19 protein-coding genes and 1 tRNA gene are annotated in these 25358 nt (G+C 42.3%); 18 read left to right on the top strand and 2 right to left on the bottom strand.

What is annotated here, in order from left to right; translation table 11 throughout:
* Positions 1-376 precede the first annotated feature (376 nt).
* The 11 genes from FNH22_RS23085 to FNH22_RS23035 all read left to right on the top strand — a co-directional run bounded on the left by FNH22_RS23085 (position 377) and on the right by FNH22_RS23035 (position 8396).
* A complete protein-coding gene (locus FNH22_RS23085; protein WP_143400820.1) occupies positions 377-715 on the top strand; it encodes a PadR family transcriptional regulator in 339 nt (112 codons plus the stop codon).
* Positions 712-1725 (top strand): ABC transporter permease, encoded by a 1014-nt coding sequence (locus FNH22_RS23080; RefSeq protein WP_143400819.1) that lies wholly within the window; start codon positions 712-714, stop codon positions 1723-1725. Before FNH22_RS23085 ends, FNH22_RS23080 begins: the two co-directional genes overlap by 4 nt.
* Before the next feature lie 14 nt (positions 1726-1739).
* Positions 1740-2462: an ABC transporter permease gene (locus FNH22_RS23075; RefSeq protein WP_143400818.1), complete on the top strand. Its 723-nt coding sequence runs from the start codon at positions 1740-1742 to the stop codon at positions 2460-2462.
* Positions 2463-2473: 11 nt separating this feature from the next.
* Positions 2474-2731, top strand: a complete 258-nt coding sequence (locus tag FNH22_RS23070) for an ABC transporter permease (RefSeq protein WP_143400817.1) — start codon at positions 2474-2476, stop codon at positions 2729-2731.
* Positions 2732-2849: 118 nt separating this feature from the next.
* Positions 2850-3596 (top strand): AraC family transcriptional regulator, encoded by a 747-nt coding sequence (locus tag FNH22_RS23065; RefSeq protein WP_143400816.1) that lies wholly within the window; start codon positions 2850-2852, stop codon positions 3594-3596.
* 32 nt (positions 3597-3628) lie between these two features.
* Positions 3629-4051 carry a VOC family protein gene (locus tag FNH22_RS23060; RefSeq protein ID WP_143400815.1) on the top strand — a complete coding sequence of 141 codons (423 nt, stop codon included), beginning with the start codon at positions 3629-3631 and terminating at the stop codon, positions 4049-4051.
* Between the two features lie 298 nt (positions 4052-4349).
* The gene (locus tag FNH22_RS23055) at positions 4350-5030 is read left to right on the top strand and encodes an NUDIX domain-containing protein (RefSeq protein ID WP_143400814.1); all 681 of its coding nucleotides are present in this window, start codon (positions 4350-4352) and stop codon (positions 5028-5030) included.
* Positions 5031-5201: 171 nt separating this feature from the next.
* A complete protein-coding gene (locus FNH22_RS23050; protein WP_143400813.1) occupies positions 5202-6428 on the top strand; it encodes a DUF4861 family protein in 1227 nt (408 codons plus the stop codon).
* Entirely contained in the window at positions 6425-7261 is an 837-nt protein-coding gene (kduI, locus tag FNH22_RS23045; RefSeq protein ID WP_221420330.1) for a 5-dehydro-4-deoxy-D-glucuronate isomerase, read from the top strand. The genes FNH22_RS23050 and kduI overlap by 4 nt, the downstream gene beginning before the upstream one ends.
* A gap of 61 nt (positions 7262-7322) precedes the next feature.
* The gene (locus FNH22_RS23040) at positions 7323-8087 is read left to right on the top strand and encodes an SDR family NAD(P)-dependent oxidoreductase (protein ID WP_143400836.1); all 765 of its coding nucleotides are present in this window, start codon (positions 7323-7325) and stop codon (positions 8085-8087) included.
* Positions 8088-8314: 227 nt separating this feature from the next.
* Positions 8315-8396, top strand: a tRNA-Leu gene (locus FNH22_RS23035).
* A gap of 291 nt (positions 8397-8687) precedes the next feature.
* Here FNH22_RS23035 and FNH22_RS23030 read toward each other — a convergent pair.
* A complete protein-coding gene (locus tag FNH22_RS23030) occupies positions 8688-9176 on the bottom strand; it encodes a hypothetical protein (protein WP_143400811.1) in 489 nt (162 codons plus the stop codon).
* 703 nt (positions 9177-9879) lie between these two features.
* Between FNH22_RS23030 and katG the strand changes: the two genes are divergently transcribed.
* Positions 9880-12114, top strand: a complete 2235-nt coding sequence (gene katG / locus FNH22_RS23025) for a catalase/peroxidase HPI (RefSeq protein WP_143400810.1) — start codon at positions 9880-9882, stop codon at positions 12112-12114.
* A gap of 340 nt (positions 12115-12454) precedes the next feature.
* Here the strand turns inward: katG and FNH22_RS23020 are convergent, their stop codons facing one another.
* Entirely contained in the window at positions 12455-14341 is a 1887-nt protein-coding gene (locus tag FNH22_RS23020; RefSeq protein WP_143400809.1) for a DUF4914 family protein, read from the bottom strand.
* A gap of 427 nt (positions 14342-14768) precedes the next feature.
* On the opposite strand from FNH22_RS23020, the gene FNH22_RS23015 reads away from it, so the two are divergent.
* From FNH22_RS23015 to FNH22_RS22990, 6 genes are all read left to right on the top strand, one after another.
* Positions 14769-15404, top strand: a complete 636-nt coding sequence (locus FNH22_RS23015; RefSeq protein ID WP_143400808.1) for a peroxiredoxin — start codon at positions 14769-14771, stop codon at positions 15402-15404.
* Positions 15405-15742: 338 nt separating this feature from the next.
* Complete coding sequence (locus FNH22_RS23010; protein ID WP_143400807.1) at positions 15743-19315, top strand: gliding motility-associated C-terminal domain-containing protein; 3573 nt, start codon at positions 15743-15745, stop codon at positions 19313-19315.
* On the top strand, positions 19312-20310 hold the full coding sequence (locus FNH22_RS23005; RefSeq protein ID WP_143400806.1) for a PorP/SprF family type IX secretion system membrane protein: 999 nt from the start codon (positions 19312-19314) through the stop codon (positions 20308-20310). Before FNH22_RS23010 ends, FNH22_RS23005 begins: the two co-directional genes overlap by 4 nt.
* Positions 20307-23519 carry a hypothetical protein gene (locus tag FNH22_RS23000; RefSeq protein WP_143400805.1) on the top strand — a complete coding sequence of 1071 codons (3213 nt, stop codon included), beginning with the start codon at positions 20307-20309 and terminating at the stop codon, positions 23517-23519. Before FNH22_RS23005 ends, FNH22_RS23000 begins: the two co-directional genes overlap by 4 nt.
* Positions 23507-24055, top strand: coding sequence for a YfiR family protein (locus FNH22_RS22995; RefSeq protein WP_143400804.1), 549 nt, complete (start codon positions 23507-23509; stop codon positions 24053-24055). Before FNH22_RS23000 ends, FNH22_RS22995 begins: the two co-directional genes overlap by 13 nt.
* Positions 24052-24927 carry a hypothetical protein gene (locus FNH22_RS22990; RefSeq protein WP_143400803.1) on the top strand — a complete coding sequence of 292 codons (876 nt, stop codon included), beginning with the start codon at positions 24052-24054 and terminating at the stop codon, positions 24925-24927. The genes FNH22_RS22995 and FNH22_RS22990 overlap by 4 nt, the downstream gene beginning before the upstream one ends.
* The last annotated feature ends 431 nt before the right edge of the window (positions 24928-25358 follow it).

Genomic DNA, 25358 nt, shown 5'->3' with positions numbered 1-25358 from the left:
AAGAGTTCATATTACTTACTGTGATCATACTTAAATATGATGCTTACAGTATTCCCATCAAATGTAGGTTGGAAAAAACGTTAGGCAAGAAATTAAGTATAAGTACGGTTCAAACTTGTTTAAAGCGTTTAGAAAAAAAAGGATTTTTAAATTCAGTTCTTGGGATAACTGATGAACGAAGGTTCGGTAAGCGCAAAAGAATGTACATAGCTACACCTTATGCACATGCTGCTCTATCTGAAATGAAAACAATTAGGTTTAAGCGTTGCTCATAGCATTTATATACTGCATATGGAACTTGCAAACTCGAAATAAAGGTGCTTACGTGATGCACTGTTTTTTTTTAATCCTATGGTAGTTACAAACAATAGAATAGATGAAAAAGACCAAACTTGGTGAATTTGAAGAGCTGGTGTTATTAACAGTGGTCGTACTTCAGGAGGATGCATACGGTGTGAGGATAAAAGGTGAGCTTGAAGAAAGGATCAACGAGAAATTAAGTGTAGGATCTATTCAATCTGCTTTGAAACGAATGGAAGAAAAGGGGTTTCTCACTTCTAAATTTGGAGAGGCAACAAAAAAAAGAGGGGGCAAACGTAAGAGAATTTACACCGCTACTCCTTATGCCTTCAGGGTGCTTTCCGAGTTGAAGGATGTGAGAACAAGACTTTGGGAATCACTCCCCAAATTTGCACATGATCTTAAGATATCATGATCAGCCAGGATCAAATCACTCCTCCTAAATGGTCATTGAAGTTACTAAGATACTTTGTAAAGGAGCGTTACCTTGAAGAAATAGAAGGGGATATGGAAGAAGAATTCCATAAAAACCTGGATCGGTGTTCCATCAAAAAAGCGAAACTGATCTATTGTCTGGAAGTGCTTAAACTAATGCGTCCAACGATCATAAAAAATTTAGGGGGAGACCGTTACGGGAATAGATATGACCTGGTTAAAAATAATTTCATTGTAGCTTTCAGGTCATTAAAAAAGAAAAAACTCTTTACTGTCATTAATGTATTAGGGCTGGCACTTGCCTTAACCTTGAATGCGTTTTTGTTTTTATGGGTAGGATCCGAGTTTAGCTATGATAGCTTTCATAAGCATGCAGATCGCACATATCGTGTTTGTTCTAATATATCATTAGCCGGGCAGGATTTTAGTTCCTGTATGGCGCCCCCACCGTTGGCTGATAAATTGATCAGAGAATTTCCGGAAGTGGAAGATGCTACCAGGATATGGAATTGGCAAAACATCTCAGTAACTCACTTTGAGGAATCGGGAGACCCAAAGATCTATAATGAAGATTTTGTATTTGAAGCAGACTCTAACTTTTTTCAATTCTTTGATTTCAAGCTTTTGCAAGGAAACCCGGATCATATATTAAATGATAAGTGGACAGTCGTGCTCAGTGAAAGTATTGCAAAAAAGTACTATGGTAATGATGTTTTAGAGAGAGATGACATCATCGGGAAAGTGATACAAATAACCCTATGGGGAAACGATATTATGTCCACTGTTGTGGGAATTGCTGAAGATGCTCCGCAAAACTCCCATTTTCATTATAACATTCTGTTGTCTACCTACTCAGACCCATGGAGTACCTCTCAAGCCTGGACCGATAATACATATTATACCTATGTAAAGCTCAGAGAAGAAGTGCATCCGGGTGTAACCGAAGCTAAATTTCCGGACTTTATAAAGGTCAATGTGGCCCCCAAATAGCGGCGAATTATCAAATGGAATATACTAAACTGAAAGAAAACGGAGATGAGTGGCGCTATTTTCTTCAGCCGCTTACCAGTATTCATTTAAAATCGAATTTTACCAGGGAAATAGAATCCAATGGGAACAATCAAAATACTATTATTCTGATTGTCACAGGGGTGCTGGTACTTGCCATTGCACTAATGAATTTTATAAATCTTACGATAGCCGCCGGATTTAGCAGGTCCAGGGAAGTTGGAGTAAAAAAGACACTTGGATTAGGTAAGTATAGCCTGGGAATGCAGTTTCTCCAGGAATCTGCTATTACAGTCTTTATGGCTGTAATACTATCTCTGGGTTGTGTTATACTGCTTTCCGGTTCTTTTAGCAGTTACATATCAAGACACGTTTTTATCAGGGATTATTGGTCAATAGGCTTGTTTTTGACAGGTTTGTTTTTTGTTATCACGTTAATAGGCGGTGGTTATCCAGCTTTATTTTTAGCTCGTCTTTCAGTGTTGCGAGCCCTTGGAGGTGTCATCAAAATATCTAAAAGCGACATCAACTTTAAGAATATCCTGGTCGTTATTCAATTCACCATATCCACCAGCTTGATCATTGGGGTAATAATTGTGTATAAGCAACTTAGTTATATGCAAAAAATGACACTAGGTTTTGAAAAAGAGGAAGCGATCATAATAGAGGACCCCTCGAGGAGATTGATCAGGAAGAAAGACGTCTTGGCAAGCTATTGATCATTCTTACTATGGCGGTGATATTCATTGCCTGTATCGGCTTGCTGGGTCTGTCATCATTTGTTACACAAAGACGTTTAAAAGAGATTGGGGTAAGAAAGGTGTTAGGAGGTAGTGTAGGGAGTATACTATTCCTATTTTTGAAAGACTTTGGAAAATGGATTCTCATAGCCCTTGTTTTAGGATGCCCTTTGGCCATTTTAGTTGTACGAACCTGGCTACAAAATCTTTCTTACCGTACAGATATCAGTGCATGGATTTTATTCTAACCAGTATCCTGGCGGTGGTTATTGGGCTTGGTACTATAAGCTATACAAGCATAAAAGCTGCGATGGTTGATCCTGTCAAGTGTTTAAAAGATGAATAAGTTTTTATTTAAATGAGCCGGTGAACTTTAGCGAAATACCAGTAACGGGAGTTTTATCTCATTTTATCAAAGGCTTTTGGAAATTTGAAAATGTGGAAGGAGCGCTTACCTATGATATTCTTCCGGATGGCTTTTTTGACCTGGTGCTTGAAATAAGGCAGGGAGTCCTATGGGAAGTATCGCTGACTGGCGTTTGGACCCGGCAAATAGCGGTTCATATCCCGGAAGATTCGGTATTGATCGGGATTCAGTGTAAACTTATCGCCTCTGAGTACATTTTCCAAAAGCCAGTTACCTCATTCCTCAATAGAAAAATAGTATTACCAATAGATTTTTTAGGAGTGGACAAACTTCCGGTAGACGACTTTTCGGCATTTGCTGACGCCTTTTCACAGCAGACGTTACATGGCTTAAAAAACCTGGAAGAAATTGATCATAGAAAATTTGACCTTTTTAAAACTTTGTACGAATGCAAAGGCGAAATATCCGTTGCACAGCTTTCTGACAAAATTCATTGGAGCAGTCGTCAGATGAACAGGTACTTCACCAGACAATTTGGGCTTTCTATTAAAAATTTCTCAAGTATTCTGAAATGCCATGCGTCATACCCCCAGATAGCCAAAGGAAACCTATATCCCGGAAGGGAATACTTCGATCAGTCTCATTTTATTAAACAGATCAAACGCTACACGGGAGTAACTCCCAAAGTGCTTTGCAAGAATCAAAACGACCGATATTTACAATTTTCAACACTTAAGGAAAACTAAGTTTGTGATAATGGATCAAACGAATTAAAGTGATGAAAATACTTAAACTTACCCCAAATTTTGAAGTAAAAAGTGTTGAAGAAACGGTAGCGTTCTACCAATCCGTTTTAGGTTTTTCGCTGGTAATGGCAGTACCTGATACGCAAGATGGTATTGAACAGGTCATCTCAAAAGACAAAAACTATGTATATGCCCTGGTAAAAAAAGATGAGGTGGAGATGATGTTTCAGCATACTGAAAGTTTTAGGCAGGACCTGCACTTTGCAAAAAGTAACGTCATGGGCGCTTCTGTGTCATTTTATATGGAAGTGGATCACATTGAAGAGCTACATGCCTTTGTTCAAGAGAAAGTTAAGAAGGTGACCCGGTTAAAAACAACGTGGTACGGAATGAAGGAATTCTATTTTAAGGACATCAATGATTATATTCTGGGGTTCGCCCAAAAAGCAAAATAGAACAGGCAAAAGTTACTTTTTTATGGTGAAAGAGGAGTGATCTATTGATAGGATATAAGTGAAGTTAACCCAGTCAGTGAGTATATTTTCAACGTATTTTGAGCTGTTGTGTATTATGCCATTTATTAAATATATTCCATTCCATAGTCCGGGTTCTTCAACTTGTTTTGTGGGTCATATAAGTGAAATCATTGAATTTGGTAAGAAGCAGACCCAAATGTTTTTACTTTTTAAGATCGGTGTTGCTACCATACAACCTTACTGAAACATTGTTAAATTCGAGCAGTAACTTCAGATTATGGATAATAAGAGAACTGCAGCAGTTATCAAAGTAAACGAGTCGTCTTATCAGTGTACTGTAACGGTAGACTGTGCCATATATGGCTTTCAAAATGACGAACTTAAACTACTGTTGACTAAAAGGTCTATTCCGCCCTACAAAGATATGTGGCTATTACCCGGTGGTATTATGAATGAAGGGCAGTCGTTGGAAGAGGCCGCAAATTTTGTCCTTTTCAATCTCACTGGAATTAATAACATACATCATGAACAGGTCCGTTGCTATAGTCGTGTAGACAGGCACCCTGTTAAGCGCGTAGTTACCGTCAGCTTTTATGCCTTGATCAAACCTGAAAACCACCCTGTCATTCCTAAAAATTATATCTCGGACATAAAATGGGTTCCGGTAAGAGACATACCACCGCTGGCTTTTGATCACAATATGTTGGCGGAAGATGCACTTCATGTACTTAAAAAAAATCTACAGGAAAACTTACTCTTTGGCGAACTCCTTCCCGAAAAATTCACCTTAAAAGAACTTCAGGACCTCTATGAAACCATTTTAGAGGAATCACTGGACCGTAGAAATTTCAGAAAGAAGATCTTGCAAACGGGTTTGTTAAGAAATACCAAAGAAAAGAAAGTTGGTGTCAAGGGCGGGCCTGAACTTTATGAGTTAAATAAAGGCAATAAAAGCTAGATCACATACGGAGTGGAGTGCACAAGGTGGTTTAATAAAAATGTGAAAAACTTACCTTGGCTCTGATATTTGCAAATACAGAGATTGAAATATGTGTCAGCATGAGGTGATAATGGGTATAATTGTTTAAGTTTATAACTGTGTAATAAATACACAGTAAATACCTTCCTCATGAAAAATTTTATCGTTCTTTTTGTAATAAGCACTGGTTTGATTTGCTGTGAGAAGCCAAATCAGATCTCTTTCAGAAATACAAGTGAAGCGACTATTGAAGAAAAAGGTTTGACCGTCAGACGGAGTGATTTTCCAGACCTTACCAATGATCAAAAGGTACTTCTGGTCGCAAAAGAAGATACGTTAGCCACACAATATAATGATCTCGATCAGGATGGGATATGGGATGAAATGTTACTGCAGCTTTCTTTTAAACCGGGAGAGCAAATAGATGTAAATTATACGTACATGCCTGCTGCTGAGTATCCAACTTTCCCCTCCAGAGCAAATGCCTATCTGGGACACAGTCCCGAACGTAATGGCCAATTTACCTCTGTAACTGAAAATAAACGTCCTTCAGATCATGTTGCTCAAAGTTATCCCTTTTTATACCAGTGTGAGGGCCCCATATGGGAAAGCGATGTGGTAGCATTCCGCAGTTACTTTGACAGTAGAAACGGTAAAGACATCTTTGGTAAAGTAAAACGGCAGTTGATAGCAGATCAAATAGGTCTGAAAGGAAATTATCACGAACTCCAGCCCTGGGGAATGGACGTATTAAAGGTGGGCACATCGTTGGGCGCCGGTGCCCTTGCCATGTTAAAGAATGGTAAAGTCTACCGGTTGGGACCAACAGAGTCGGCCACATTCCAGATCGTTGAAGATGGTCCTTTAAGAGCTAAAATACGTCTGTCATACACGGGGTGGGAGGTAGAAGGAGAAACTTATGATTTGACGGAAACCTTGTCGATCTGGGCTGGTCAGCGCTGGTACAGAAGTGAGATAGCTTTAAAAGGAGGTGCACAAGCTAAAGCAGATACACTGGCAACTGGTATTGTAAATCTTGCAAAAGTGCCACAGGTTACATTTGCTCAGGATGGATGGAATACCCTTTACACTTTCGGCAAACAAAGTGAAAATAAAGATAACCTCGGTATGGCAGTGCTGGTGTCTGAACAACACTTTTCCGGGTACGATCAACAATCCCCGGAAGCCGAAGGAGTAACCGATACTTATACTGCTTATTTAAGTAAATCTATAGAGGGTACTTACCAATTTATATTTTGTGTAGGCTGGGAGGGAGAAAACTCTGAATTTTCCGATAAGGGAAAGTTTAGAGACCAACTCAAAAAATTACCAGGTCAATTGAATGAAAATGTAGAAACTATAATTCCAAAATTGTGAGTGAAATAAGATACGCTGCACATCCAGGAGATGTGAAAAACTATACCACTGATCAGTTAAGAGCAAATTATCTGATTGATTCGGTGATGAAACCCGGAGAAATATCATGTGTATACTCTATGCATGATCGAATGATTACCTTGGGCATTGTCCCTGTGGATGCACCCATCACCCTACCTTCGTTTGAAGAATATACCAAATCAGAATATTTTTTGGAACGTAGAGAGTTGGGTATCTTCAATGTAGGCGGTGCAGGCAGCGTGATCGTTGATGGTGTAAAATATGATCTCCAGAAAAAAGAATGCCTTTATATAGGAAAGGGAAGTAAAGATGTGGTCTTTGCGAGTGAGTCGGCCAATGAAGCCGCTGAGTTTTTTGTCAACAGCTGTCCAGCCCACAAAGAGTACCCTACCACTAAGGCCGCCCAATCTGATGCTAATGAAGTTAATCTGGGTGTGCAGGAAAACAGTAACGAGCGTACCATCTATCAATTCATACACGAAGATGGTATTCAAAGTTGTCAGTTGGTGATGGGATTTACCACTATGAAACCGGGAAGTATCTGGAATACTTTCCCCCCTCATACGCATAACAGACGCATGGAAGTTTATTTTTACTTTGACGTGCCTGAAAACCAGGTAGTAATACACTTTATGGGTGACCCAGAAGAAACCCGGCATTTGGTAATGCATAACAAACAGGCTGTGATATCTCCTGAGTGGTCTATTCATTCGGGCGCTGGTACTTCTGCATATTCTTTTGTCTGGGGGATGGCAGGTGAAAATAAGGCCTTTACCGATATGGATGCAGTAGATATCAATGCATTGCGGTAGGTCAGGAAAAAAGTACAAACGGACCAATTGTTTTAGATAAGATAAGATCTCTATTCATATGATATTAGATAAATTTAGTTTGAAAGGAAAAACGGCCTTGGTAACGGGTTGTAAAAGGGGTATTGGTAAAGCAATAGCCGAAGGGCTTGCTGAAGCGGGCGCTGATATTTTAGGAGTTTCAGCTTCATTAGAATTGTCCGGAAGCGATGTGGAAAAGTCAGTGAAAGGGCTGGGAAGGTCTTTTTCAGCTTACCAATGTGATTTTACTGATCGGAAGGCACTTCATGCCTTTTTAAAAGAAATAAAGCAACAGGCGTCACCTGTAGACATTTTAGTGAACAATGCCGGTACCATTCTCAGAAAGCCTGCCGCTGAGCATCCTGATGAGTACTGGGATGAGGTGATTGAAGTTAATCTTAATGCCCAGTTTATCATATCCAGGGAAATAGGTAAGACCATGCTGGAACGAGGACAAGGTAAAATTATTTTCATTGCTTCATTACTTACTTTCCAGGGCGGTATTACAGTGCCGGGGTATGCTGCGAGTAAGGGAGCCATAGGTCAGCTTATCATGGCTTTGTCCAATGAATGGGCTTCTAAAGGTATAAATGTTAATGGAATTGCTCCGGGATACATTGCTACTGATAATACAAAAGCCCTAAGGGAAGATGAAGATAGAAGTACCTCAATACTTGGGAGGATACCTCAAGGCAGATGGGGTGAACCTGAAGACTTCAAAGGGCCAGCCGTATTCCTGTCCGGTACTGCTTCAAACTATATGAACGGTTCCATTATGACAGTTGATGGTGGATGGATGGGGCGGTAAGGTAAGTCGGCGCCCAGCCATGAGTTTTATCAGGTTTATGGATAATCGAGTTCGTTATTAAATATAATAGTCAGCCAGCTAAAAAGTGTAAACCACTGGACTGTTAATGTTTTATTGAATACTTTCGCAGATACCAAAGCTGAAACTACGTAGCTGATTAAATGGGCTACTTTATTTTCACTAATTCGATGAGAATTCTGACAAACGATCAGGGTTTGCATTTGAATGCGCACGTGGCGGAATTGGTAGACGCGCTGTCTTCAGGTGGCAGTGCCTTCGGGCGTGAAGGTTCGACTCCTTTCGTGCGCACTGTATGAAATAGCTCGATTTTTCGGGCTATTTTCGTTTTAACTCTCAGTGCTTTTTTCATTAAAACCCATTGATGAACTTTTGCTTCTTCTTAAGGACCTGACATTTCTTCCCTTCTAAAACTCATCGATACCACTCCAGGAAGAAGAATTCAATAGCTTTGTCAGCAGCATATCAGGGACGAAGCTGTATGGGGGCTGATGAAAAATATGATTCACATATTACTATTAGCGCCTGCTGTCGCCAGTTTTACTAAAAATTGCCATAGGAGTGATTTTCATGGTTGAGAACTTACGGGTTTATAGAAGTAGCCTTTTCAAATTCTTCCCGGGTAGCCGATGAATTAGCGTCGGTGAAAAATTTCCATTCTCCGGATTCTTTTTGCAAAACAATGGAAAATTTCCCGTACCGGTCGTAGGTTTCATGGTGGGCGGAAGAAACGCATAAATGATAGAAACCATTATCCAGAATACTTACTCCATTTTCCTGCCTGTCCGTGATTTTAAAGACTATTTTTAATGACTTACTTTCTTCATCAGCCAAATTGAAAAGACTTTCAAAGAAATTTAAAATGGCCTTTCTACCCTTAAAAGATTTGGGTGCTGCATTTTTATAGAGGTTTATCAATTCGGCATCCCTGGCATAAAGGTTACTGATAAGTGCTGCATCTAAAATGTCATAACCTTTAGAAAATTTTTGGTAAAGAATATCCGGGCTTTGTGCCTTTCCTAAAAGATGAAGCATTAAAAAGATACTAACGAAAAAGGTGTTTTTACTCATAGGTTTAGATTTAAAAAGTTGGGTTTACTTTTTTCTTGTCCAATATATCAGTCTTAAACTGGTAGTCAAATTCATTGATCTAAAATTAGATGTACTGAAATTCACCATCCTTTAACTGGCTGTTACTTCCTCACCACGAGTATTTAGGGGGAGTGCACTTTGAAAGTACAAGCCACTTTTTCTAGCCTGCTACTAGAAAAAATTGCCAGGAACGGCACGAATATCAATGTAACTTTATTCATTTTTTCTGGTTATTGCTTATAAATCATGTGGACTCCCTGAACGGCGAGTATAGATCATGACATTGAGTGTTCCAAAGGCCTTGCCAAAGGTGAGGTTATGCTTGAGCTTATGTGGTAAGCATTGCGCTGGTGGTATAATAAGGTATCATGAGTTTATGACTTAGATCTTTTGCTCTGCCAGCTTTTTTGCTTTTTGCAGGTATCTGTACCTAACCAGTGTAGAACCCTTTGAGCGTCCTCGTTTGATCCAACAGGTCAAACGACTCTTAAGCTTTTAACTTAAGAATGGCAGGTCAGGTGATATCAAGATGCTAAAGCGTCTTTTTTAAATAAACAATATTTCTGTAACTTAATAAAGTGTCGAAGTTGAGCTATGAGTTTAGATTTCCCTAATAAGGAAATGATAGTTGCCGTAAATATTCTCGTTAATTATATCCGGAAAACAATATACTACATCAAAAATGGAAGACAACAAACATTCAAGCACACCCTATAATGTTAACGGTGAAGGTAAATGTCCGTTTTTAGGCGGGGGGCTAAAAAACAGCGCCGGAGGTGGCACGTCAAATCGTGACTGGTGGCCAAATCAGTTGAACCTGAATATCCTTCGTCAACATTCCTCTTTGTCCAACCCGATGGGTGAAGACTTCAATTATGCGGCAGAGTTCAAGAAACTCGACCTGGATGCTATAAAGAAGGACCTTTACGATGTCATGACAAACTCACAAGATTGGTGGCCGGCGGACTACGGCCATTATGGACCTTTCTTCATTCGGATGGCATGGCACAGTGCAGGTACATACCGAATTTCTGATGGCCGTGGTGGAGCGGGCTCAGGCACCCAGCGTTTTGCACCGCTCAACAGCTGGCCCGATAATGGTAATTTGGATAAGGCCCGGTTACTGCTTTGGCCGGTCAAGCAGAAATATGGAAAGAAAATTTCCTGGGCAGACCTTATGGTTTTGGCGGGTAACTGCGCCCTGGAGTCCATGGGTTTTGATACATTCGGTTTCGCTGGTGGACGTGAAGACGTTTGGCAGCCTGAAGAAGATATTTATTGGGGTTCTGAAACCGAATGGTTAGGGGATAAGCGATATACCGGCGATCGTGAATTGGAGAACCCGCTTGGCGCCGTTCAGATGGGACTGATCTACGTGAACCCGGAAGGCCCTAACGGTAATCCGGACCCTCTTAAATCAGCCATAGACATTCGCGAAACGTTTGGTCGTATGGCAATGAATGATGAAGAGACGGTGGCGCTTGTTGCGGGGGGACACACCTTTGGAAAGGCCCATGGTGCAGCTGACCCAGGACAATATGTGGGTAGGGAACCCGCAGGTGCCGGAATCGAAGAACAAGGTTTAGGCTGGAAAAATACGTTTGGCAGTGGTCATGGAGACCATACCATCACCAGTGGTATTGAGGGTGCATGGACACCTAATCCAACAAAGTGGGATAACGACTATTTTGAAGTTCTGTTTGGCTACGACTGGGAATTAACAAAGAGTCCGGCCGGAGCGCATCAATGGACACCTACGGCAGCCTCTAATGCGCGAACTGCACCTAGGGCTGGTGATGCATCCAAGACCCAGCCGCTTATGATGACTACTGCAGATATGGCCTTAAAAATGGATCCTATCTATGAGCCCATTTCCAGGCATTTCCATCAGAATCCGGAAGAGTTTGCTGACGCCTTTGCCAGGGCCTGGTTCAAATTAACGCATCGTGATATGGGACCGATCGCACTTTATCTCGGTAAAGAAGTTCCTGGTGAGGAGCTTATCTGGCAAGATCCTGTTCCTGCTGTTAAACATGAAGTGATCAATGCTCAGGATATTGCAGAACTAAAAGGCAAAATACTGGACTCAGGCCTGTCAGTGTCTCAATTAGTATCTACTGCCTGGGCTTCAGCATCTACCTTCCGTGGCTCTGATAAACGTGGTGGTGCAAACGGCGCTCGTATTCGTTTGACGCCACAAAAGGATTGGGAAGTAAACAATCCTGCTCAACTGGCCACAGTATTGGAAGCCCTTGAGAATATCCAAAATAGCTTTAATAGTGCCCAGTCGGGTGATAAGATGGTTTCACTGGCAGACATGATCGTACTGGGTGGATGCGCAGGCATTGAAAAAGCGCTTAAAAATGCGGGGTACGATATGACAGTGCCTTTTACTCCTGGGCGTGCAGATGCTTCTCCGGAACAAACGGATGCAGAATCATTTGAAGCCCTGGAGCCTACAGCGGATGGTTTTCGTAACTATTTAAGTGCTCGGTATACAGCGTCAGCAGAAGAAATGCTGGTGGACCGGGCGCAGTTATTGACATTGACCGCGCCTGAGATGACCGTTCTTGTGGGGGGTATGCGTGTCATTAATACCAACTTTGATCAATCGCAACATGGTGTCTTTACCAAACGTTCGGAGGCGCTCACCAACGACTTCTTCGTCAACTTACTTGATCTAGGTATTACCTGGAAGGCAATTTCGGAGTCGGAAGACGTATTTGAAGGTCGTGATCGTGCAACAGGAGAAGTGAAGTGGACAGGAACCCGTGCCGACCTGATTTTCGGTTCAAACACAGAGCTACGTGCCCTGGCCGAGGTTTACGGATGCGAGGATTCCCAAGAGAAGTTCATGCGGGACTTTGTGGCTGCCTGGACCAAAGTGATGGACCTTGACCGCTTTGATCTGGCTTGATTTCAAGATATTATTATTGAATAGTAGGAGGTGGTCCGTTGATGGACTACCTTTTTTACTTACATGGAATAATTCACTTTCCCGTTTAAGAGCCCCTCTGGTATGACATTCCTAAAGATACCTTTTGGGCGGGGAAAATGTAACAATAATATTTTTTATAGACTTCTTTGCTTCCGAAGCTTTATATCCGCTCTTAAGTATAAAAAATAGCCCTACCTAAGGGTAGAGCTATTTAACCTGTTGTAAGACTATTGTTTCACCACAAACCTTAAGTAGTTGTATTGTCCATATGCTTAAAGTCAGACAACACCTGTTTAATTAAGGCCAGCAGATCTTCATTTTATGAAAATTTAAATGCCTCGTAATCCTCTACACTACCTCCGTCCATGCAGCATTCAATGATTTTTCTACCCATTGGATTCAAATAATCCGCCAAAAATTTGGTCAATTCTTCATGGAAGAAATTAGACAGTATTTGTGCTCCCTGATCATACGCTTCTTTTCCTACTTCAGGTTGAGATTCTACTTTTAGCAGTCCTCTGGATATATAGTCACCTTCTACACGCATACCGTTTAGTGCATATCCCAGGAGACTACATCTGGAGGGAGATACCTGTTCACTGGTGAAGTTGGCGTTTCCTCTTCTTGCCAGGTATTCTCTGCTTACCCATTGTGGCATGAATCCGGTCTTATAGGCACCTATGTGCTGATTTGGTAACAAAACGTACTTCGTTTTAGGCGTATTCTGCATCTGTTCCAGGATTAAATTAGCCTGTGTCACTCGCCTGCCAGCTGCAAATGGCCAAAAACTGCCTACTCCTTCACTGGTCAACCCTTTGGTGTCAGTAATGCTCGGGTTTGCATGTCCCCTGGGGGCTACAAGCCTCCAAAGCCATGCTAGTGCAGGGGGTAAAACATGCATCATACCTATGATACCGTAAGTAGGTTTTTCGCTGGTACATTGTGGCGTACGTATACCCATGCTTCTTATATCTACGGTCACGGCATCATTATAAATGTCCTTCATAGCTGCTCTGGGCATAATCACTCTTGGGTTAGGGCAAGGAACACCCGGTTTGTCCTCTACATGGTCCCAGATCAATGCCCGTCCTCCTGGTACAGCCTCAATGTTTAAGAAAAGAAGCGGTTGCGGAGGTTTTGCGGTGATACGTTCCAGTAATGGATCGGTTCCATACTCTTTGATATGGTCTACGCGCAAGAACCACCCTTCTTCTGCATCCATCAACGTGAGTTTTTTGTCATTTTTATGCAGACTCTTATGGCATAAGGCCATATCATCAGTTACCGGTTGCAAATCACATGTTCTGCGGAGTTCTAAGGTTAACCGTTCTTTGGTAATTACATTTTCACCCAGTAGAAGACTGCCATCTACTTGCCGGTGCGGTTGTTGCAGCATTTCACTTTTTCCTCCTCCGCTGGCGCCCTCATGCATGATGGTGACTACGTTATCATATGGAGTAACTACCCGTACAGTAGCGCAGTGTGCTGTGATCCAATGCTCAATGTTGCCTAAATGGATGAGCATGCCATATACCCCTTTTTTAGCGCTTGGACCAGGGTAAAGGTTGTAGGAAAACATTTCGTACTGGTCCGGTTGACGTTCATGTACCACTACTTGTTTACCGTCAAAATGTGTATGACGAAAAGGAGGAGCCACATAAATGGCCGCCTTAGGATCGAAGTCCTCAGGCAGATTTTGAGGATCCAGTATCCCTTGCAGTAAAGCCAGTCCTAGTCCAAAAAAACCGGCATTGGCAGGTATGATGGCCACTCCATCGTATCCCAACCCAGGCTTACCTGCATGGAAGTAAAACATGGCAAGGTCCTGTTGGCTCAGCCAGTCAAAAGTTTCATCTTTAAGAGATTCAAAACTATACCCGAAGCGGTCTGAAAACCGTTCTTTATCTGTGGGATAATCATCGGCTATTGCCATACTATCGGGATCCCTTCTTCGGAGGTAAGCGTCCGGATAATTAGCAGCAATCCCATTTTTTACACGCACAACATTTGCTTCCAACGTAGACTTTCCATCGGGGAGCTCATAGGCCACCTCAAATGAGCTTTGATCTTTTCCTCCTGTAGCAAGTTCTATCAGATCTTCTACCGAAGAAGCTACCTGAAAACTAGGCGCCGATTTTTTTAAAATTTCAATGCGTTCACGTATGGGGATGGATGCTATTGCAGGTTTTTCAATAGTTGAAGTCATAATTTCGCGATTTTTTTACAAAAATATGTTCGGGTTTATGCAAAAATGGTTTGTTTTATCAGTCAACGGGTTGATCTATGTCATCAATTAAAGCTTGTATCTAAAAGATTTTGTATTGTATGCAACATTTTAGTGAAAATGTCATATTACACTCAAATTGTGCTTCGGGTTTTGAAAATTAGGAATTCAACCTCTGTCTGGCTTTAGTGTCTTAGTCTATGACTCATGGTTGTCAGGAGTATCCGCTAGTGCTTTACAAATAGTCCTGCCCTTTTCCATTTTTTCTAATACCTGTTCCCCCCGTGTCACAACAAAAAAATACCGCTCTATAAATTATCATAAAATAACCGATCCTATTTCTGCCGTTTATCGTTTGTACCTTGTACATATAGTAAAACCGAGTATTTAAACATAAACACAACAAACTATGGCAACATTAAGATTGGGCGACGAAGCTCCTAATTTTATAGCGCAAACCACGGAAGGTGAGATAGACTTTCACCAATGGCTGGGAGAAGGTTGGGGAGTATTTTTTTCTCACCCGGCAGATTATACCCCCGTTTGTACTACTGAACTGGGCGCTACCGCTAAACTGAAAGAAGCATTCAGTACAAGGAATGTAAAAGTGGCAGCATTGAGTGTGGATAGCCTGGAATCACACAAAGGCTGGGTGAGCGACATCAACGATACGCAGAACACACAGGTTGATTTTCCAATTATAGCAGATGAAGATAAAAAAGTGTCTGCTCTGTATGATATGATACACCCAAATGCGGATGACAAACTAACCGTTCGATCGGTATTTATCATAGGGCCTGACAAGAAGATCAAACTTATGATCACCTATCCTGCTTCCACCGGACGTAATTTTAATGAAATATTACGGGTTATTGACTCGCTGCAGTTAACGGCCTATCAAAAAGTAGCTACCCCGGTAAACTGGAACCAGGGAGAAGATTGTGTGATCCTGCCTTCTATTTCCAATGAAGAGGCAGACAAACTTTTCCCAAAAGGGTACAAAGAAGTAAGACCTTATCTCAGGCTAACGCCGCAGCCAAATTAAGCGTATCCTATCTATTGCCAGACCACTATGGGAAGTGGCCATTATTTGGTCCGTGGTGGTCTGGACATTTTCCGGTTCTTCCTGATGTAAAATAACCAGTTAAATATCAATAGGTTAAATGACTATGAGGAAAATCATCTATACATTACCTAACGGTCGTTTAAAAACAGTTTTAGCCCTCTGTTTTGTGTGTAATTAGTTATTTACAATATATCATTTGAATAGTATCATTCTGTTTATTTTTGTATTAAATGCCTTTCGTCTTTACAACTATAATTTTATCTTGACGTCCTTATTAAAATCCATGCTGTTATAAATTTTTTTCAGTAGAGATTACCATGTGGCGGTACAGGCGTTTAGTGATCTTTGTTTTTTTCTTTTCATCCCCATTATCCGGATGGGCACAGCAATGTAATGTGGATTTCTCCGGGGTGACCCAAATCAATTTTAGTGAGGCTTGCACAACAGGAGCGGCTGGTTTAAGTCTGGGCGATAATATTGCTATGGGAAATGGTGACGTCTTCACGTTTGACTCCCCCGCAGTCATTAACATTAACGGTGACTTAGATATCTCACTGGAGGGCGGTGGCACTGTGATCATACCCAATGGTGTCACGGTCAACCTTTTGGCTGGTGGTCTGCATGCAGAGGCAAGTGGTTCGAATTGTGCTCCGGGAGATATATGTGCCTTTAACTTTGTAATCAACGGGAACTTAAATATTGCAGAAGACCTTACCAATGAGTTGAGTGAGTTCACCTGGTCAGGAGTGGGTTCGGTAAGTATTCAGGGAAACCTGTCCAATACATCAGCCGGCTGTATGCTTTGTAGTAATTCCTGTCCTTCCTTTCCTGCGGGTAGTGCCTGTACGGATGCCACCAGCTCATGTTCGAACTTTTGTAGTGATGGTAACTACGGAAATATTACCCCGCTTACCGTTGTAGATGCAGGGGTAGATCAGGCATTATGTGGTGCTGCGAGTACTAGCCTGAATGCATTATCAGGGTCAGGAACCTGGTCCACAGGCAGTGTGGGTGTTGTTATTTCTAATCCTAACCTCGCCACGAGTCAGGTGTCAGGACTTTCACCGGGAGTGCATACCTTCAGATGGACGGTAGGCGTTACGGAGTTTGATGAAATGACCGTGACTGTAAATACTGTGCCTGAGGTTCCTGCCATTTCAAGCACAGGTAGTTCAAAATGTCTGGGAACGGCCGTTACGCTTTCCCCTGCTGTTAATAATCCTCTCAATGTCTATGAATGGTATAAAAATGGTGTAGCGACCGGGAGTTTTGGGAACCTGATCCTGATCGCAGTCGACGAGAGCGGAGATTACCAGCTTAGAGCAATTAGTTCAGCCACCGGTTGTGAAAGTGAGTTAAGCATAGTAGAAACAGTATCGATAGAATTACCCCCTTCTCAACCTTCCGTAAATGTGAATAAAAGCCTGAGCTGTGCAGGTGACCCTATCACACTGAGTTCAAGCGTGACGGTTACAGGTGGAGTATATCTTTGGCAGAAGCCAGGGAGTGCTTCGTTTGTTCCGGATGATCAAACCATATTCATAGATGATCCCTCTCAAAGTGGTGAATATAAAGTAAGAGTAGTCAGTCAAAATGATTGTATAAGCCCGGAGAGTGATGTGGTTTCAGTTACCATAGAACCTTTACCTGATACACCCTCCATAGCCACTACCGGTAATAGCATATGTGCAGATGGGACCCAGGTAATACTCACGTCTGATCTCGCTCCCGATGCCGGTACTTACCTGTGGTTTAAAGATGATGCAGCACTGCCGGGTGAAACAGGCGTACAACTTACACTTTCCGCTGCCGGTGAAAGCGGCGATTATACGGTTAAAGTAATAGATGGGAATGGAGCGCAGTGTGTAAGTGCCTCCAGCCCTGCTCAGCAAGTGCGTATTTCTGAACTACCTTCACCGGCCGTGGTCGGAGCCGACCAACAATTATGCAATGTAGCGGCTACCACACTCCAGGCCACCTCCCCCGTTGTGGGGATAGGTACCTGGACCACTTCTGACGGTGCGACCATTTCAAATGCCAATACTCCGAACACATCTGTGACTGACCTTATCCCCGGCCGCTATACTTTTTCGTGGCAGGTGGATAACGGAACATGTACAGGAACACCTCAGGACCTGGTAGTGGAAGTATTTGCGCCACCATCTCCGGCCGTAGCAGAAGTAGATAAACTCATTTGTGATGCCTTAAGTACTTCCATAAGCGCCACACCTCCTGTAGTAGGAGTGGGGGAGTGGGCCATTGTAACGGGCGCCGGAGGAATAGCAGATCGTTCTGTTGGAGCGACTACGATCAACAACCTGGTAGCTGGAATAGAGACGGTACTTTCCTGGACCGTTAGCAATGGGGCTTGTCCGGCAAATACTGATGAATTACTATTAGAAGTAAGTACCACACCGGTGATACCTGAAATAACCCTGGGCCAACAACTCTGCAATGCTACTTTTACGCTCCTTACAGCGCCAACTGCGACAGTAGGTACGGGCGAGTGGACAGTGATGGACGGGATTGGTGATCTTACAGACCCATTAAGTGCGCGTACTGAGATCAGCGGCCTTCAGCCGGGAGGCGATCTTACTTTGAGATGGACCGTGCAAAATGACTGTGGAAGTGACTTTAGAGAAGCCGTGGTCTTAAATGAAATACTTCCTGATGTAGCTACTGCAGGTGTTGACCAGGAAATATGTGGTGTGACCAGTACTACCCTGACAGGAAGTGGTGCCGGCGGAATATGGACGGTGCTGGAGGGAACCGCCATCTTTTCTGACCCTGCCAATCCTACTGCCCAGGTAAGTGGCCTGTCCGTGGGTATCAATACGTTGACCTACCGTATAGCGGGTAATATCTGCCCGGATACGGAAGATGAAGTAACCTTGATGGTGTATGAAGAGCCCAGCGTCGCTCTGGCAGGAGAAGACCAGTTTTTTTGCCAGGGAGAAAGTGAAGCCACAGTGTCGGCTGTTCCACCGGTAGTGGGTAAGGGCACCTGGCAAGTGGTGAATGGCAGTGCTACCATTCGTGATCCTGACGCTCCTGTAACGCAGATAGATGGGCTCCTGCCGGGTGAAGTAGTGCTGCAATGGTCAGTAACCAATGGTAACTGTTCTGTCAATACGGACGACCTGCGTATTACCGTTAATGCGGCGCCTGATGTAGCGGCAGAAAACATTGATCTATGCCTGGGCCAATCCGTACAGCTGGAAGCTTTTGGAGGGGATAGCTACCAGTGGCAGCCGGAAAACGGATTGAGTGATCCTACTATTGCCGATCCGGTGGCTACTCCTGTTGAATCAATTGAATATACTGTACAGATCATCCGTAATAATTGCACGTCTGACAGCCGGACGGTCCATGTGGAGGTAAAGCCTTCCCCATTCCTGGAGGTAAGTTCTGATACCAGCCTGTTTGCCGATGAAGAAGTACAGCTTTTTGCCAGTGGTGCATCTGCCTATCAATGGCAGCCTGCATCTGATTTGGATGATCCTTCCAGCGCTTCACCTGTCGCTTCACCTCAACAGACCACGCGTTATACTGTGGTAGGAACGAATGAGTTTGGCTGTAGCGCTACCGATGAGGTGAATGTGGTCGTTCGTGAAGGTTTTGAACTATTTGTGCCTGATTTATTTACTCCAAACGGTGACCAGGTGAACGATCTGCTTTTCGTGAATACATTGGGAATAGAGCGTTTCGAATTCAAAATATTTGATCGTACCGGTAGAGAAGTATTTTCCACCACAGCGAAAGATCAGGGGTGGGACGGAATGTTTAACGGGCAGGAGCAGAGTATGGATAGCTATCTTTATGTAGTGGTTGCCGAAACATTTGGTGGGGAAAAGGTTTCCAGGAAAGGTTCAATAAAACTGGTGAGATGAAAAGACTTATACCCTTGTTTAGTGTGTTTTTAATAGCTTGTAATGCATATGCGCAAGAGCCTTTCTTTTCACAGTTTTACAACGCGCCGCTTTCTGTAAACCCTGCATTTACCGGTACTGCCTATGGATATATCCGCACTACATTGAATTACAAAGACTATTTTAACGATTTTGAGAAGATCCGTACGGTCGCGTTGGCTGCTGATCTCTCCCTTTTGGAAAATGACCGGAACCCTGATTATGCAGGAGTAGGGATTTATTTTCAAAATGATCAGGCCGGTCAGGCGCTTACTAATACTAAGGTAATGGCTTCGTTTTCCTACCATAATGCCTATGGCAGAGATCGTAACGAATTTCTTGCCTTTGGTATGCAAGCAGGTATTGATAATACTAACCTGGATTTTGCCGGGCTTACTACCCAGAGCCAATGGGTAATAGGGCAGGGGTTTGATATGGATCTACCCAATGGAGAGATCATCCAGGGGGAAAGAGCTACTGTCATTAACTTCAATGCGGGCTTAATGTGGTATAAATTCCTTAGGAACGGCACTTCTTTCATTGTAGGGGTATCTTCTTTTCACCTTGCCCAGCCTAAAAGGGATTTTGTGGGTGAGGAAAATAAACTATTTAGAAAGTATGTGGCTCATGGCTCGTCCCGTATACCAGTTAACCAGCGTATGAATTTTGCACCTTCATTACTTTATTTTTATCAAAATGGAAATCATACGATCAGCCCCGGGGCAGCGATAGAATTTGTACTTCAAAAGGATAGCTATTTTTCTTTTGGTGGCTGGGTGCGTAATTTCAATGCTATCATTGGAACAGTTCAATTGGAGTACAACAATTTTACGGTAGGCGCCAGTTATGATCTGCTACTTTCTTCTATTTCAGATGCCAGCAGAAATGGCGGGTTGGAAATTAGCCTTAACTACCTGGTGAAACGTACCTATAAAAAACGGGCTAGAATACGATCTAATACACGGCCGAGACTATGATCAGAATAAGCATAACAGGCATATTGGTATTGGTGAGCTGTTCGGTATGGGCACAGCATATTCGACCTTTGAAAGATGTGATAGAGGACCCCGAACCGGAAGAACACCGGCAGTTAGCGGTAAAACTTAAAGAACAACAACGCTACCTTGCTGCTTTGGAGCATTTTGAAAGTATCAGGAATGAAGGGCTTCTAACATCGGACGATAAAATGGAGATGGGGGCTTTGCATTATAAGCTCAGGCAATACAGGGAGGCTGAACTGATCTATAGTTCCATTATCACCGAACATCCCGGCAAACACCCGATGGCCCACTATTGGTTGGGCTTTATGCATAAGGCCCAGGGAAAATATGATCAGGCCCGGAGTGAGTTTAACTATTTCTTGGACAACAACGGAGCACAATACAAAAAAGAAGCCCGTGAAGCCTATAAGGAAATAGAAGGTTTAAAAGATGCCTTGAATATAAAACGCAAAGAGGGCGATGCCACAGTGACAAGATGGAGTATCAACGGCTTTGACAAGAAAAATATGACGTCAGCGCTTCAATGGGAAGGTAATAGCACCTGGTTTACGGGTGTTATACCTATTAAATACAATAAGAAAATAGAAGTAGCTAAAGACCTGATAGCGATGATCGATGAAATACAGGTGAGTCGTATTTACATCACTTCTTCAGGAGGCCCGAAACAGGTGGACCTGGACCTTTCCGATGCTTCCAAAAATATAGGCAGCCCTTCTTTGGGAGCGGATAAAGCTACCTTGTACTTTTCGGCATGTGACCAATTTGGAGAAAACAGGCGTTGTGAAATTTATGTTACACTTAAAAAATCCAATAAATGGATGCCGCCGGTAAGGCTGAATGATCATATTAATTTTCCTGAATATTCCTCGAAAACGCCAAACTGGGTAACTACCATTGATGGGAAAGTACTATTCTTTTTCTCTTCTAATCGTCCCGGAGGTTATGGTGGTTACGATATTTGGGTGTCAGAAATAGTCAATGGCCAATTTAAAAGACCGGTTAATCTGGGAGCAGGTGTGAATACCGTGAAAGATGAGGTAAGCCCCTTTTTTGACGTCAGTACGGGTTATTTATTTCTGAGCTCAAATGGACACCATGGGCTCGGGGAAATGGATGTTTTCCTGGCACAGGTAGATTGGGGACAGGGAGAAGGCAAGGTATATAACCTGGGTACACCTATCAATTCGGGTGGAGATGACTACCATTTCAGTCTAAAGAAAGATCGGAGTGGCGGGTTCTTTTCTTCTAACAGGGACGATAATTGTTGTGATCATCCATATCGCTTCGACATGAAGATCCCTTATTCCTTTGACGAATTTCCAGTATATCTTACCGAAGTCTCGTCGTTTGAGCAATTTGATTCTGAACTGGACATACTCAGGCAGCCATTTAATTATCAAGCGTTAAGTTTTAATCAAAGCAATACCGAATTCATCCTTACGGAAGATGCTAATATCGAAGGATTGCTATCAGATAACGGTCTGTCAACAGAAAACAAGAAAATACTCTTGGTAGATCAAAAAGGAGAAGTGGTCAGTTCAGCACTTGCCGGAGCCCGGGGAAAGTTTGAGTTTCGTCAGCTGCCTGCCGGAGGACAGTATTCATTTGTATTGTCTGAGGCTGATACTGATCTTCAGGTCAATGTCTCTTTATTGAATGATCAGGGTGTGATCTTTGGCAGGATTACCAGTGTCGATCAGCCCAACCTGTTCCGTTTTAAACCATTAGAAGATTATAGTTCAGGCGTGTGGTCTCTGGAGGTGGAGGATGCCACTATTTCGGGGCACCTGTTAAAGGATGGCATGGCCCTGGTCAATGAGAAAGTACTCCTGGTCAATGAGCAAGGTTTGATAGTAGCAGCTACTGAAACGGACGCTGCAGGAACCTTTGATTTTAAAAAGCTACCGGCAGGAGAGAGGTATTCGTTTGTATTAGAAGAGCGTGACAACCCGCTGTCCATAGAAGTTAATATTAAAGATCGTTTGGGCAATGTAGTAAGACGGTTTAATAGTACATCGTCCAGGGAAATATTTAAATATCGCATTCTTGAAGAATATGAGGCCGGAGTATGGACCTTGCCTTCTGAAGAAGCGTTGATCTCCGGGTCGGTATTGGCTGGTAAATTCGCACTGAGTAATAAAAGAGTATTGCTGGTAGATGAGAATGGTAAAGTGATAGGGGCATCGGTAACAGATAAAACAGGTAGGTTCACTTTCAGAACGCTACCGGCCCATCAACAATTTGCTTTCGTGTTGGAAGAAAATGAGGCTGAATTTAACATTGATATTGCCGTATTGGACAATGAGGGGAATATAATCTCCCGATTCAGCAATAATAACCGGCAAGAGGTTTTTAAATATCGTTCCTTAGTGGATTACGAGCGTGGAGTATACACATTAAAGGTATCCGATGCTTCTATCTTGGGTAGTTTGAAGGATAAAAATAAGCCTGTATCGGGCCATTCAATACTTTTAGTTCATGAGGGTAATGTAGTGGATAAGGCGACCACGTCTAATGATGGTAGCTTCAAGTTCTCACAATTGACCCCGGACTACCAATATACTTTTTTGCTTGAACGTGAAGATCAAGGACTGGTCATTAATCTTGTAGTCATGAATAAATTTGGAACTATAGTAGATAGAATGGACAATAAGAACCGCGCTGAAATATTCTATTTTGAAGAACTAGCTGCTTACAGGGAACAGTATGACAGATATTATAATAAGATCTGCGGTGAATTGAGCAATGTTGTGGATCCCCTGGCTCATCCTGTGGTGTTGGTAGATAGACAAGGAAATGAATTGGCATGCGTGGAAACAGATTATACAGGCTATTTTCAGTTTGATGATGTAACATTTGAAGAGGGATACCGGTTCTTATTGGACGGCTGTGATACTGAACTGGTAGTACATATAGAGGTGGATAATAGTGAAGGAGCCACCAGGTATCGGTTTAATAGCGTTGAACATGGTGAATATTTTGACTATGTAGATTTTGCTTTTGTCAATCAAAGTGCATTAGATCAGCAGCTTGCTATTAAAAAAATGCCATATTTGTACGAGTTGACTCATAACTTTGATAGGGGTTCCGTAATAGTCGGAACTTATAAGCAACAAAGAAATAGGTGTTACAAGAATATAAGTTGCCGAAATGCCCGGCTTGACATAGAGGATTGTTTAGGATAGATAAATATCAAATAGTAAGGAGATTAGCGCTTATTGGCTTAGTCTTTACGGCATGTTCATTCCGTCCTCCCGGGGGTTCTGATATCAATGCTAAGGTAAAGGCCATTTTTCTGTATAATTTTTCAAAATATGTGGATTGGCCAGAGCATATGGCCAGTGGCAGATTTAAGATAGCCATTTATGGCCATTATCCGGCCTTGAAAGAAGAGTTGATCAGAATGTCAAAAGTAAAGCGTAGGGGCGATCGTAGTTTTGAGATTTTGATGTTTGATACCCCTGAAAAAATTGTACCCACACATATATTATTTGTTGTAAAAGCTAAAAGTGTGGATATGGCCTACATTAACAGGAAACTAAAAAAGACAAGTACACTGTTAGTAACAGAAGAAGATGAATTGATCAACAGAGGAGCTAATATTAACTTATATTATGAAAATAATAAACAAAGAATGGAGATCAATCCATCAAACTTTGATGCTAAAGGTTTAAAGATCAGCGAAGAACTTATGTCTATATCAAAAGTGGTAAACGGATGAAGTATTTATTTGTCATACTCTCCTTTCTGGCATTTACCAATGGTTTCGGTCAAAATATGCTGGATCGCTCATTGAAACATTATCAGAATGGTGAGTTCAATGAAGCCAGGATATTGATAGATTCTGCCCTCACCAGCGAGCTTTATGCTGCGGAAAATATTACCTGGTATTTGAAAGGATTCATTTATAAGGATCTGTACAAAAATAGCATTGAAAATACCGAGAAAGAAAACTTTAGAAGTGAGTCTATTGTTGCTTTCAATACCTTGCTGAATATGGATAGCACCGAGCAGTACGAGCAAGAGGCCAGGCAGAACATAAAATTCCTGGCTACCACCTATTTTAATGAGGCCATAGCCATAATAGATCAGCAATTGTTCCAGCTGGCCAAAGCTTACTATACTAAATTTGAAGAAACACTGGCCTTAGTCAATGATGGCTCTATCTCTCTGGCGGAAAGTAAATCCCGCTTTTATTTGACGCTTGGCTCTGCTTATGTTCAGCTGAATGCCAAAGATTCTATCAAAGACCACAATACAGATGCAGTGAACGCTTTTGAAGAGGTATTGGCTATAGATTCTACCAACAAAGAAGCGAATTATAATATAGGAGTGATCTACTATAATTCAGCGGTATCTAATATATTGGACCTCGATTACGACGATGCAGATATTCTGGCTTTTGGAAAATTTGAAGACCGGACCATAGGCTTGTTTAAAAAATCTCTTCCATATATGAAACGAGCCTACCAGGCTGCCTCCGAAGATGAAAATATCCTGGAAGGATTGGCCGGGATACATTTCGGTCTGCGTGAATTTGAAATATCGAATAAGTATAAAGAGGAGTTATTGGCCCTAAAGGAAAAGAAATAGACAGAATTTGGCCGTTAGGTATTCTTGGTCTGGTCATCTATTGAATGTATCCGGCAGTAGCATCCAACCCTGCTGTGCCCTGAGTCCTTTGCACTCTGCTCTTTAATGTTTACCCATCTGTGCTATATGCTATCCATCGTGGTAATGAGAGACTGGTCGATGTTGATTTCTCTAAGTGTCGCAGGTGCTCTACATTTACAAACATAAAGCCAACTATAGACAACGAATTATCCCTTGGAGCCAGGTCTTCGAGGGATTTTTTGCTTTTAGATAGTTTGCGTGTCTGAATCTACTCTGAAAATTAAAATTTTGGAAAAGACATCAAAAGAAGGTGGAAATGATCCGGTTACGCTCTGTCCGTTAGTGGCATTCTATATCAAATTGATCTATACATTGTTTATCCGGTACCTATCACCCGCTATGCTTTAAGT

The organism is Fulvivirga sp. M361, assembly GCF_007097395.1.
GTDB lineage: Bacteria > Bacteroidota > Bacteroidia > Cytophagales > Cyclobacteriaceae > Fulvivirga.
This window is presented reverse-complemented; position numbering and strand designations above follow the sequence as displayed.